This window comes from Agrobacterium sp., assembly GCF_059499945.1.
The window spans coordinates 57,024-69,432 of sequence record NZ_JCABZP010000022.1 but is presented as its reverse complement, the minus strand read 5'-3'; the positions used below and the strand labels follow the sequence as shown (position 1 = coordinate 69,432).

Below are 12,409 nucleotides of genomic sequence, written 5' to 3'. Positions count from 1 at the left end.
GCCTGTTCGTCTTTCAGGACTTCAAAAATATGCCGATGGCGGCGAGTGCGCCAAGTTCCCTGACGTTGCGATAGGCGGCCTTCAGGTTCGAGACGAAGGTCTCATTGCCGGGCAGATCATCGCCGAACGTGCGTTTGAACGCGAGAAAGCGGTCGATAACATCGTCCGGTGCCATTGCCAGCTGATCCGGCGCATCCCACTCCCTGAAGGCCGGATCGAGAATCGTGATCTGCTCTCCCTTTTCGTTCCTGTCCGCGCAGGACCTGATCCAAAGGGCCACGGCAAAAATGACAGCGCCGCTTCCGGCGTTTTCCTCCAGCAATTCGCGTAAGGGCGCAAGAATACGCAGCGGCACCTTCTGCGAAGCGTCGGAGGCGATCTGCATGGTCTTGTGCTGCAGAGAGGGATTGGCGAAACGTTCCCGCAGGCCGGCTGCGAATTCCGCACCATCGACGACAGGGTCCAGCGTCCGGCCGACCTCGCGCCAATAGGCGTCGATGAAATCGCGCACGGTCTTTTCACCCCAGGCATCGGCCACCGTCGCAAGGCTGGCAATCTGGCCAATGGCGGCTATGGCGCTGTGGGAACCGTTCAGCATCCTGAGCTTCATATGCTCATACGGTTCGACATTGCCGACAAATTCCACGCCCGATTTCTCGAGCTTCGGCCTTCCATGCGGAAAGCGGTCTTCGATGACGAAACGGAAATAGGGTTCGGCAACGACCGGCCACGCATCACGCAAGCCGAGTGCGACCGAAATCGCATCCCGGTCCGCATCCGTGGTGGCGGGTACGATCCGGTCCACCATCGAGCAGGGGCAGGTGATATTGGCTTCGATGAAGGAGGCCAGCTCCGGATCGGCCAGTTCCGCAAATTCCAGCAGCAGCTTTTGCAGCACATGGCCGTTGGCGGGCAGGTTGTCGCAGGACAGCAGCGTCAGGGGCCGAGAACCCTCTTTGCGCCTGCGCCGCGTGGCCGCAAGGATGAAGCCGAAGATGGAACGTGGCCTGTCCGGGTTTTCGAGATCATGGACGATATCAGGGTGTTCGCGCAGCAGGCTGCGGGAGGCGAGATTGGTCAGGTAGCCCTTCTCTGTCACGGTCAGGGTGACGATGAGAACGCGCGGATCGGCCATCCGCTCCACCAGCCGTTCGGGGTCTTCCGGGGCAACGATGGTTTCCAGAATGGAGCCGATGATGCGCAGGCGCTCGCTTTGGCCGTCTCGCAGGCAAAAGGTGTAGAGATTGTCCTGCGGTTCGATGGCGTCGCGTGTGTCCGGACTGCGCAGCGACGCGGCGACGATGCCCCATTGCGTCTCACCGCGGTTGAGGCAATCATCGATGAAAACCGCCTGATGCGCTCGGTGAAAGGCGCCGACGCCGAGATGCACGATGCCGGGCGTGATCTTCTCACGCTCATAGGCGGGTGTTGCTACTGTTTGCGGCAGGCGGGGCAGGGTCGCAGCGGAAAGCCGGTCTGTCATCGACGCGAAATCCCCGTGCGGAGCGAGATGGTCGCGGCTCGCGCCGATGGAGTTGCGACGCTCGGGTTTTCGCGCATGTCAGTTCCTCCCATTGTCTTTTGAATGGATCAGACGCCGGCCTCTTTGAGCAGCCGGACCTGGCGCAGCGTGTTCTGCCGGCTGCGCTCGAGATGCCGCCACAGGGCATCGATGATCTGGACCTTGCTGCCGGCGGCAATGGCGTCGGCGATATTCTGGTGTTCCTCGACCGAGCGGGCGTAATCGCCGAGGATCGAGACGAAAACCGTGTGGGTCTGGTCGAGAATGCGCCCATGCGAGCCGGAAATGACGGGAATGCGCGCCGCCGAAACAAGAGTCGTATGGAAGCTGCGATCGTAAAAAAGCGCTTTCGACAATTCGTCCAGCGTCGAGCCCTTGGCGAATTCACGATGTTTCGCCAGGCTTTCCAGAAGTTCCGCGTGCAGCGCTCCATCCAGTTGGCCGGCGTCGAAAGCCACTTCCACCGCGCCTTTTTCGAGCAGCATTCTGGCGGCGTAGAGCTCTTCCACATCCTCCACAGTGAAATCGCGCACCACCATGCCCCGCCGGGAGGAATTGACCACCAGCCCGTCAGCTTCGAGTTTCAGGCAGGCTTCCTTCACCGGCGTGGGGCTGATGCCGAGATCGGCGGCAAGCTCATTGGGCAACAGGCGTTCGCCGCCGCGCAATCTGCCGCTGACGATGCGTGCGCGCAGTTCCTGATGCGCCTGTTCGGCGAGCGTGATTTTGACCAGCGTGTTCATGGCTGCATCATTGCCCAGCTTCGCGGGACAGGCAATGGCTGAATATTAAAAATAAAAAATTTTTTATTTTACAAAAGCCGATTTTCCTTTAGCTCTATCTGCCAGCGGAAGCGGGCTGCTGGAGGAGGGTGGCCTGCAAATTCCCGAAAGCCATCCGCGCGATCTCTGATCGCGGGGCGGTGGCGTTTGTTCCTCCCCGGAAGCAATCAGCATCGAGGAATGACCGATCATGAAAATTACCGCCGTCGAACCTTTCATCCTGCACCTGCCGCTGACCTCGGAGTCCATTTCCGATTCCACCCACAGCATCACCCATTGGGGCGTCGTCGGCGCGAAGATCACCACCAGTGACGGCCTTGAGGGCTATGGTTTCACCGGCACCCATGCGCATCTGCCGTCCGACAGGCTGATCACATCCTGCATCAGCGATTGTTATGCGCCCTTGCTGGTGGGAGAGGATGCGTCGGACCATTCAAGGCTGTGGACGAAACTTGCCCGTTGTCCCTCGCTGCAGTGGGTTGGCCGCGCCGGCATCACGCATCTGGCGCTGGCCGCGATCGACGTGGCGCTCTGGGACCTGAAGGCGAAAAAGGCGGGCGTGCCGCTCTGGCAATATCTCGGCGGCGCGCGCACGGCGGCGGTGGAAGCCTACAATACCGATATAGGCTGGCTTTCCTTCACGCTGGAGGATTTGCTGGCGGGCAGCACGAGGGCGGTTGAGGAAGACGGCTTCACCCGCCTGAAGATCAAGGTCGGGCATGATGATCCGACTATCGATATCGCCCGCCTTGCCGCCGTCCGCAAGCGTGTCGGTTCGTCCATTCGCATCGCCATTGACGGCAACGGCAAATGGGATTTGCCGACCTGCCAGCGTTTCTGCGCGGCGGCGAAGGATCTGGATATCTACTGGTTCGAGGAGCCGTTGTGGTATGACGATGTGACGAGCCACGCGCGGCTGGCGCGCAATACGTCCATTCCGATTGCGCTCGGGGAGCAGCTCTACACGGTGGATGCGTTCCGCTCATTCATCGATGCCGGCGCGGTGGCCTATGTCCAGCCGGATGTGACCCGGCTCGGCGGCATAACCGAATATATCCAGGTTGCCGATCTCGCGCTCGCCCATCGCCTGCCGGTGGTGCCGCATGCCGGCGAAATGAGCCAGGTGCATGTGCATCTGAGCTACTGGCACCCGGCATCGACCATTCTCGAATATATTCCGTGGATCAAAGATCATTTCGAAGAACCGATCCATGTCCGTGACGGTGTTTACAAGCGCCCGGAACACCCCGGCGCCAGCACCACGCCTCTGGCTGAAAGCTTTGCCCGCTATGGCAAATCGGTAAAATGAGCAGCGGTATACAGCCCGGATTTTAAGGGAGGGAAAGCCCGTCCTCCGTCATGCCGGACTAGATCCGGCATCCAGCCACGGCGCGTCTGCGCCATGAAAAGAGTCTTTCGCGATCAAAGACTTGATCGCGCTGGACCCCGGATCAAGTCCGGGGTGACGGAGTGTGGATGATGCAATTTTTCCAAATTTAGCGCCAGCCGAGTGCCGGTGCTACCTGCTTGAGGATCGTCTCGATCACATGGGCGTTGTAGTCGACGCCCAGCTGGTTCGGCACGGTCAGGAGCAGCGTGTCGGCTTCGGCGATGGCTTCGTCGGCCTTCAGCTGTTCAATCAGCTGCTCCGGCTCGGCGGCATAGCTGCGCCCGAAGATCGCACGTGTCTTGTCGTCGATGTAGCCGATCTTGTCATCACCTTCGTTGCCGTAACCGAAATACGACCGGTCGCGATCGTTGACGAGGGCGAAGATGCTGCGGCTGACCGATACACGGGGCTCGCGGGCATGTCCGGCTTCCTTCCAGGCTTCCCGGAAGGTGCGGATCTGCTGCGCCTGCTGGACATGGAAAGGCTCGCCCGTTTCGTCCGTCTTCAAGGTGGAGCTTTGCAGGTTCATGCCAAGCTTTGCCGCCCACACCGCCGTTGCATTGGAACTCGAACCCCACCAGATGCGCTCGCGCAGCCCTTCGGAATGCGGTTCCAGCCGCAGCAAGCCGGGCGGGTTCGGGAACATCGGACGCGGGTTCGGCTCAGCGAAACCTTCGCCCTTCAGAAGTTCGAGGAAGACTTCGGTGTGCTGACGCGCCATGTCTTCTTCGCTCTGGCCTTCGGCCGGACGGTAACCGAAATAACGCCAGCCATCGATCACCTGTTCCGGCGAGCCGCGGCTGATGCCGAGCTGCAGGCGGCCGCCGGCGATGAGGTCGGCCGAACCGGCATCCTCGGCCATGTAGAACGGGTTTTCATAACGCATGTCGATGACGCCGGTGCCGATTTCGATCTTTTTCGTGCGGGCGCCGACGGCAGCCAGAAGCGGGAAGGGCGAGGCAAGCTGGCGGGCGAAATGATGCACGCGGAAATAGGCGCCGTCGGCTCCCAGTTCTTCCGCTGCGACGGCGAGGTCGATCGATTGCAGCAGCGTGTCCGCAGCCGAGCGGGTCTGCGACTGGGGCGACGGCGTCCAGTGGCCGAAGGAGAGGAATCCGATCTTTTTCATGATGACCTTCCAGATGTCGGAGGATGCCGGTCGTCACAAACCGGCTTCGTTGTTGTCAGTCATATAGGCAACCGTGCGCATCCTCCAATCGGCCACCCGTAAACACGGTGTCGCCGAAATGTGAACGATGACCGCGTCAGGCGATTGTTCTGCGGTCCAGGATGAAGAGATTTTCATGCGCGCGTGCGGTCGCGAGGATGAAATCCATCAGAGAGCGTACCCGCGGCACATTGGCGAGATCGTGGTGGCTGGTCAGCCAGTAGCCGCGCCGCAGTTCCACCTCACCGGCAAGCACCATCTGCAGGTCCGGAAAACGTGCCGCGATGAAATTCGGCAGGATGCACAGGCCCCTGCCGCTCAGCGTGGCCGTCAGCTGCGCGAAAATGCTCGAGGACTGAAAGCCCGGACGCAGGCCGGGCATCACGTCGCGCATATAATCGAGGCCCGGTGAGAAGATCAGGTCCTGCACGTAGCCGATAAAGAAATGATCGGGCAAATCCTCGCGCCGGGTGATTTTCGGGTGGCTGGCGAGATAGGAGCGCGAGGCATAGATATGCAGCGTGTAATCGATGATCTGTTCGTTGATGTAGGGACCGGCTTTCGGCGGGTCGAGCGTGACCGCCACATCCGCCTCCTTCCTCGACAGCGCCATGATCTGCTGGATCGTCACCATCTCCACCATGATGTGAGGATGGGTGATGGCGAAGTCTTTCAGCCTTTCCACGAAGAAAAAATTGGAAAAACCCTCGGGCGCACTGAGCCGCACCACGCCGCGCAGCAGGCTGCCGCTTTCGGAAATATCCGATTGCAATCTTTCCGCTTCCGCCTCGATGCGCTCGACGGTATCGACCAGCCGCCGCCCGACCGTGGTTAGCTCGTAACCACGCGGGTTTCTCTCGAACAGCTTGGTTTTAAGCGAGAATTCCAGCCGGTCGATGTGGCGGGAGACGGTGGCGTGGCTGGTGCGCAGGCTTCTCGCCGCCGAGGAGAGCTGTCCGGTGCGGGCCACGGCCAGAAAATATTGCAGGTCGTCCCAGGTGAAAGGGGTGGCCATATTTGTCTCCAATCAAGAGTTCTGTTCAAAAATGAACAGTTCCTGTTCGCAATTTGATGATGCCCAGCTCTTGTGTCAACGACCGAATTCGAGAAGTCTAGGCTCAGGATGCATCGCTTTGAGGAGGGCGGTGTGACCGTTCAGGTGCAATGGCATGGAAACCCCCCACGCGGTTTCGTTCACCGTTGCACAGACCCATCTGAGGCTCGCAATCATCTCTGGGAGGAGAAGTCATGCGCAAGAGTATCCTTTTATCCACGGCCATGGCACTGGCCGCGGGCACCGCCGCTTATGCCGCCGAGATTTCAGACGGCAAGGTCAAGATCGGCATCCTGAACGACCAGTCGGGTGTCTACGCCAATTTCGGCGGCAAGTACTCTTATGAAGCCGCGAAGATGGCGGTTGAGGATTTCGGCGGCAAGGTGCTGAACGCGCCGGTTGAGGTGGTGACCGCCGACCACCAGAACAAGGCGGATGTGGCCTCCAATATCGCCCGCCAATGGTACGATACCGAACAGGTCGATTCGATCATGGAACTGACCTCGTCGTCGGTCGGCCTTGCCGTGCAGGCGCTCTCCAAGGACAAGAAGAAGATCACCGTCAACACCGGGGCGGCAACCACCGAACTGACCGGCAAGCAGTGCAGCCCCTATGGTTTCCATTGGGCCTATGACACCTATTCGCTGGCGGTCGGCACCGGCGGCGCGCTGGTGAAGCAGGGCGGCGACAGCTGGTTCTTCCTGACCGCAGATTATGCCTTCGGTTATTCGCTGGAAGAAAATACCGCGAATTTCGTCAAGGCCAATGGCGGCAAGGTGCTGGGCTCCGTGCGCCATCCGCTTGCCACGACGGATTATTCCTCCTTCCTGCTGCAGGCGCAGTCCTCGGGCGCGAAGGTCATCGGTCTTGCCAATGCCGGTCTCGATACCTCCAACGCCATCAAGCAGGCGGCCGAATTCGGCATCGTCGCCGGCGGCCAGCGGCTTGCGGCCCTTCTCTTCACGCTCGCCGAAGTCCACGGCCTCGGTCTTGAAGCGGCCCAGGGACTGACGCTGACGGAAGGCTTTTATTGGGACCGCGACGATGAATCGCGCAAATTCGGCGAACGCTTCAAGGAACGCACCGGCGCCATGCCGAACATGGTGCATGCCGGCACCTATTCCGCCGTGCTGCATTACCTGAAAGCCATCGAAAAGGCCGGCACCGACGATGCTGATGCCGTCGCCAAGGCCATGAAGGAAATGCCCGTCAACGACGTCTTCTCGAAGGATGGCCATGTGGCCGCCAATGGCCGCATGATCCACGACATGTATCTCATGGAAGTGAAGAAGCCGGACGAGAGCAAGCAGCCGTGGGATTATTACAAGGTGCTCGCCACCATTCCCGGCAAGGAAGCCTTCATGGACCCCGCAAAAAGCGGTTGCCCGCTGGTAACGCAATAAAAGACTGACGCAATAAAGGGGAAAGTTTCATGACGATCGCTCCCGCCCCCGCCGGGCAGGCCGAACCTCGCGTCGTTCTTTCGGCGCGTGGTCTCACCAAGACCTTCGGTGCATTCGCAGCCGTGAAAAACGTCGATCTCGACGTGCATCACGCCCGCGTGCATGCGCTGATCGGCCCGAACGGCGCCGGCAAGACTACGGTCTTCAATTTGTTGACCAAGTTTCTCCAGCCGACGGGCGGGGCGATCACCTTCATGGAAACGGACATAACAAGGACGCCGCCGGACAAGGTGGCGCGTCTCGGCCTCGTCAGGTCCTTCCAGATATCGGCGGTGTTTCCGCATCTAACGGTTCTGGAGAATGTGCGGGTGGCGTTGCAAAGGCCCAACAACCTTTCAACGCAATTCTGGTTACCCCTGTCGTCGCTCGACAGGCTCAATGCGCGCGCCGAGGAGCTGATCGCAACGGTTGGCCTGACGCGGGAAAAACATGCGCTTGCGGCCGATCTTTCCTATGGTCGCAAGCGCGTTCTCGAAATCGCCACCACGCTGGCGCTCGACCCGAAGGTGCTGCTGCTTGATGAGCCGATGGCCGGTATGGGCGGGGAAGATGTCTCGCATGTCGCCGAGCTCATCCGCGAGGTGGCCAAAACCCGTGCGGTGCTGATGGTCGAACACAATCTGAAGGTCGTGGCCGATATCTGCCACCACGTCACGGTGCTGCAGCGGGGGGAAATTCTGGCGGAAGGCGATTATGCCGCCGTTTCCGCTGATCCGCGCGTGCGCACGGCTTACATGGGCACGGAGGAGGCTTGATATGGCGGCAATGCTCGAAGTCTCCAACCTGAAATCCTGGTACGGCGAAAGCCAGGCCCTGCACGGCGTCGACCTAACCGTCGGCGAAGGCGAAACCATCACCATTCTCGGACGCAACGGCGTGGGCAAGACCACGACGCTGCGCACCATCATGGGCATCATCCGCAACCGCAAGGGCGTCATCAAGCTCGGCGGCAAGGATCTGATGCCGGTGCCGCTGCATCGCACGGCGAAATACGGTCTTGGTTTTGTGCCGGAAGAGCGCGGCATCTTCGCGACGCTGAGCGTCGAGGAAAACCTGAAGCTACCGCCCGTCGTCGCATCCGGTGGCATGACGCTCGATGAAATCTACGAGCTGTTTCCCAATCTCTACGAACGCCGTACCAGCCCCGGCACCAAGCTTTCCGGCGGCGAGCAGCAGATGCTGGCCATGGCGCGCATCCTGCGCACCGGGGTAAAGGTGCTGCTGCTGGACGAACCGACTGAGGGACTTGCCCCTGTCATCGTGCAGCGCATCGGCGAGGTGCTGCAGAAACTGAAGAGCCGCGGCATGACCGTGGTTCTGGTCGAACAGAATTTCCGTTTTGCGAGCCGCATCGCTGACCGTTTCTATCTGATGGATCACGGCCAGATGGTCAGCAATTTTCCGGTCGGCGAGCTTTCCGGCCGCATGGGCGAGCTCAACAAGGTGCTGGGGGTTTAACCATGACAATGATCTTCGGCGTTCCAATTCAGGCACTGCTCGGGCAATTGCTGGTGGGCCTCATCAATGGGTCCTTTTATGCGCTGCTGTCGCTCGGCCTTGCCGTCATTTTCGGCCTGCTGCGCGTCATCAATTTTGCCCATGGCGCGCAATATATGCTCGGCGCTTTCGTGGCCTTTCTCGGCCTTCAGTATTTCGGCATCACTTTCTGGGTGGCGCTCATCGTCACGCCGCTTGTCGTCGCGCTTTTCGGCGCGATCATCGAACGCTTCCTGCTGTCGCGGCTTTATGATCTCGATCCGCTTTACGGGCTGCTTTTCACCTTCGGCCTGGCGCTGGTGGTGGAAGGCACGTTCCGCTGGCTTTATGGCGCGGCGGGCCAGCCCTATTCGGTTCCCCGCGAGCTTGCCGGCGGCACCAATCTCGGCTTCATGTTCCTGCCGAATTACCGCGCTTTCGTCGTCGTGATTTCACTCATCGTCTGCATTGCCACCTGGGCTTTGATCGAAAAGACGCGTCTTGGCTCCTATCTGCGCGCTGCCACCGAAAACCCGACATTGGTGCAGGCTTTCGGCATCAATGTGCCCGTTCTCCTGACGCTGACCTACGCGCTGGGTGCGGGCCTTGCCGGGTTCACCGGGGTTCTCGCCGCGCCCATCTATCAGGTCTCGCCGCTGATGGGCACCAACCTCATCATCGTCGTCTTCGCGGTTGTCGTGGTCGGCGGCATGGGGTCGATCATGGGCGCCATCGTCACCGGTTACATGCTGGGCGTCGCAGAGGGCCTCACCAAGGTGTTCTACCCGGAAGCCTCCAATATCGTCATCTTCGTCATCATGGCCTTTGTGCTGCTCATCCGCCCCGCCGGACTTTTCGGAAAGGACGCCTGATATGTCCAAAGCCACCCATAGCCCCACTGCCGGCACGCTGCCGCAGACGGAAGTTTCCGCGACCGCCGGAACCATCAAGACCGTTCTCATACTGGCGGGTCTTGCCGTGTTGATCGCCGCGCCGATGTTCGTTTACCCGATCTTTCTGATGAAGCTTCTGTGCTTTGCGCTGTTCGCCTGCGCCTTCAACCTGCTGATCGGTTATACGGGGCTGTTGTCCTTCGGCCATGCGGCGTTTTTCGGCGGCGCCGCCTATTTCACCGCCTATTCGGTGAAGGAATGGGGCGTTACGCCGGAGATCGGCCTTGTCATCGGCATGGCGGGCGCGGCCCTTCTCGGCCTCGTCATCGGCTTTTTCGCCATTCGCCGTCAGGGCATCTATTTCGCCATGATTACGCTCGCGCTATCGCAGATGTTTTATTTCTTCTGCCTTCAGGCGCCGTTTACCCATGGCGAGGACGGCTTGCAGGGCGTGCCGCGCGGCCATCTTTTCGGCCTTCTCGATCTCAATGCGCCGCTCAATATTTATTACACGGTGCTGGCCGCCTTTGTCCTGGCACTTCTGGTCATCTGGCGTTTCGTCAACTCGCCCTTCGGCATGATCCTGAAGTCGATCCGTGAAAACGAGCAGCGCGCCATTTCGCTGGGTTACAGCGTGCAGCGTTACAAGCTGGGTGCTTTCGTCATGTCGGCGGCGCTGGCCGGTCTTGCGGGCGGTCTGAAGGCGCTGGTCTTCCAGTTCGCGACGCTGACCGACGTCACCTGGCAGATGTCGGGCGAGGTGATCCTGATGACGCTGCTCGGCGGCATCGGCACCATGATCGGCCCTATCTTCGGCGCGGGTCTCGTTGTCACCCTGCAGAACTATCTCGCGACATCGGATTTCCCGGTCACCATCATCACCGGGCTTGTCTTCATGGCCTGCGTTCTGGTGTTCCGGCGTGGTCTGATCGGCGAATTTTATGCGTCGTGGCTCGGGAGAAAACTCGGCTTCCAGCACCGCGGCTAGAGATTTTTGAAAACACGTGAAAGGCTTCCCCCGCGTCCGGGACGGTGCGGCAAGGGCGGCGCATGGAGAAAAGCATGGGCGAATATGACTATATCGTCATCGGAGCGGGGAGTGCCGGATGTGTCCTCGCCAACCGCCTTTCGAAAGATCCGAACAACCGCGTGCTGCTGCTGGAGGCTGGCGGCAACGACAACTACCACTGGATCCATATTCCGGTCGGTTATCTCTATTGCATCAACAATCCGCGCACCGACTGGTGTTTCAAGACGGCGGAAGAGCCGGGGCTTAACGGCCGTTCGCTGATCTATCCGCGCGGCAAGGTGCTGGGCGGCTGCTCCTCCATCAACGGCATGATCTATATGCGCGGGCAGGCGCGGGACTATGATCTCTGGCGGCAGCTTGGTTGCGAGGGCTGGGGGTGGGACGACATCCTGCCCTATTTCCTGAAATCGGAAGATTTTTATCGCGGCAAAAGCGACTTGCACTCTGCCGGCGGTGAATGGCGCGTGGAGAAGGCGCGCGTGCGCTGGGATGTGCTTGACGCCTTCCAGAGGGCGGCAGGAGAAGCCGGCATTCCCGCGACCGATGATTTCAACCGGGGCGACAATGAAGGCGCCGGTTATTTCGATGTGAACCAGCGGGCCGGCTGGCGCTGGAACACGGCAAAAGCCTTCCTGAAGCCGGCGCTTGGCCGCAAGAACCTGACGGTTCTGACCAAGGCGCATGTCAAGCGTCTCATCATCGAAGAAGGCCGGGTGACGGGCGTGGAGTTCCACCATGACGGCGTCTTGAAAAAGATGCGCGCCCGGCGCGAGACGGTGCTGTCCGCCGGTGCGATCGGCTCGCCGCATATTCTGGAGCTTTCCGGTGTCGGTCGTGGCGATGTGTTGCAGGCTGCCGGTATCGATACGGTGGCGGAGGTCCAGGGTGTGGGCGAGAACCTGCAGGACCATCTGCAGCTGCGCATGGTCTACAAGGTCTCCGGCGTCCTGACGTTGAATGAAAGGGCCTCCACCCTGTTCGGCAAGGCGAGGATCGGTCTCGAATATGCGCTCACCCGCTCCGGGCCGATGTCGATGGCGCCGAGCCAGCTCGGCGTCTTCACCCGCTCCTCGCCGGAAAAGGAAACAGCCGATCTGGAATATCATGTCCAGCCGGTTTCGCTCGACAAGTTTGGTGATCCGGTTCACACTTTTCCGGCCATTACCGCAAGTGTCTGCAATCTGCGGCCGGAAAGCCGCGGCTCAGTGCATGTGAAAGGACCGGATTTCGCCATGCAGCCGGAAATCCGCCCGAACTATCTTTCCACCGAAGGCGACCGTCAGGTGGCGATCGACGCCATGCGGCTGACGCGCCGCATCGTCGCCCAGCCGGCCTTCGCACGCTTCAAGCCGGAGGAATACCGGCCCGGCTCCTCCTTTGAAAACGACAATGATCTCGCCAAAGCGGCGGGCGATATCGGCACCACCATCTTCCACCCCGTCGGCACGCTGCGCATGGGGTCGGATATGGAAAGCGTTGTCGATGCGCGGCTGAAGTTCCGGCGGCTTGCCGGGCTGCGTGTCGCCGATGCCTCGGTGATGCCGCGCATCACATCCGGAAATACCAATTCGCCGACGATCATGATTGCCGAAAAGGCCGCCGACATGATCCTTGCGGATAATCGCTGAAAG

11 protein-coding genes are annotated in these 12,409 nt (G+C 60.4%); 7 read left to right on the top strand and 4 right to left on the bottom strand.

Going from position 1 to position 12,409, the window contains the following annotated elements; translation table 11 throughout:
* Positions 1-13 precede the first annotated feature (13 nt).
* Both AC5I5B_RS24810 and AC5I5B_RS24805 read right to left on the bottom strand, forming a co-directional pair.
* Complete coding sequence (locus AC5I5B_RS24810; protein ID WP_111834566.1) at positions 14-1,483, bottom strand: mannitol dehydrogenase family protein; 1,470 nt, start codon at positions 1,481-1,483, stop codon at positions 14-16.
* A 107-nt stretch (positions 1,484-1,590) separates the two neighbouring features.
* Positions 1,591-2,265 (bottom strand): GntR family transcriptional regulator, encoded by a 675-nt coding sequence (locus tag AC5I5B_RS24805; RefSeq protein WP_111834565.1) that lies wholly within the window; start codon positions 2,263-2,265, stop codon positions 1,591-1,593.
* A gap of 229 nt (positions 2,266-2,494) precedes the next feature.
* Here AC5I5B_RS24805 and AC5I5B_RS24800 point away from each other — a divergent pair, with 229 nt between their 5' ends.
* The gene (locus AC5I5B_RS24800) at positions 2,495-3,613 is read left to right on the top strand and encodes a mandelate racemase/muconate lactonizing enzyme family protein (protein WP_111834564.1); all 1,119 of its coding nucleotides are present in this window, start codon (positions 2,495-2,497) and stop codon (positions 3,611-3,613) included.
* Between the two features lie 187 nt (positions 3,614-3,800).
* Here the strand turns inward: AC5I5B_RS24800 and AC5I5B_RS24795 are convergent, their stop codons facing one another.
* Both AC5I5B_RS24795 and AC5I5B_RS24790 read right to left on the bottom strand, forming a co-directional pair.
* Positions 3,801-4,823, bottom strand: coding sequence for an LLM class flavin-dependent oxidoreductase (locus AC5I5B_RS24795; RefSeq protein ID WP_003508682.1), 1,023 nt, complete (start codon positions 4,821-4,823; stop codon positions 3,801-3,803).
* 136 nt (positions 4,824-4,959) lie between these two features.
* Entirely contained in the window at positions 4,960-5,877 is a 918-nt protein-coding gene (locus AC5I5B_RS24790) for a LysR family transcriptional regulator (RefSeq protein ID WP_003508684.1), read from the bottom strand.
* 233 nt (positions 5,878-6,110) lie between these two features.
* Between AC5I5B_RS24790 and AC5I5B_RS24785 the strand changes: the two genes are divergently transcribed.
* From AC5I5B_RS24785 to AC5I5B_RS24760, 6 genes are all read left to right on the top strand, one after another.
* Positions 6,111-7,319 (top strand): ABC transporter substrate-binding protein, encoded by a 1,209-nt coding sequence (locus AC5I5B_RS24785; protein WP_060723414.1) that lies wholly within the window; start codon positions 6,111-6,113, stop codon positions 7,317-7,319.
* 29 nt (positions 7,320-7,348) lie between these two features.
* Positions 7,349-8,134: an ABC transporter ATP-binding protein gene (locus AC5I5B_RS24780; RefSeq protein WP_111792985.1), complete on the top strand. Its 786-nt coding sequence runs from the start codon at positions 7,349-7,351 to the stop codon at positions 8,132-8,134.
* A gap of 1 nt (position 8,135) precedes the next feature.
* Positions 8,136-8,837 (top strand): ABC transporter ATP-binding protein, encoded by a 702-nt coding sequence (locus tag AC5I5B_RS24775; RefSeq protein WP_020009981.1) that lies wholly within the window; start codon positions 8,136-8,138, stop codon positions 8,835-8,837.
* Positions 8,838-8,839: 2 nt separating this feature from the next.
* A complete protein-coding gene (locus tag AC5I5B_RS24770) occupies positions 8,840-9,727 on the top strand; it encodes a branched-chain amino acid ABC transporter permease (protein ID WP_026363562.1) in 888 nt (295 codons plus the stop codon).
* A 1-nt stretch (position 9,728) separates the two neighbouring features.
* Positions 9,729-10,736: a branched-chain amino acid ABC transporter permease gene (locus AC5I5B_RS24765; protein ID WP_003508689.1), complete on the top strand. Its 1,008-nt coding sequence runs from the start codon at positions 9,729-9,731 to the stop codon at positions 10,734-10,736.
* 74 nt (positions 10,737-10,810) lie between these two features.
* On the top strand, positions 10,811-12,406 hold the full coding sequence (locus tag AC5I5B_RS24760) for a GMC family oxidoreductase (protein ID WP_111834563.1): 1,596 nt from the start codon (positions 10,811-10,813) through the stop codon (positions 12,404-12,406).
* Positions 12,407-12,409 lie beyond the last annotated feature (3 nt).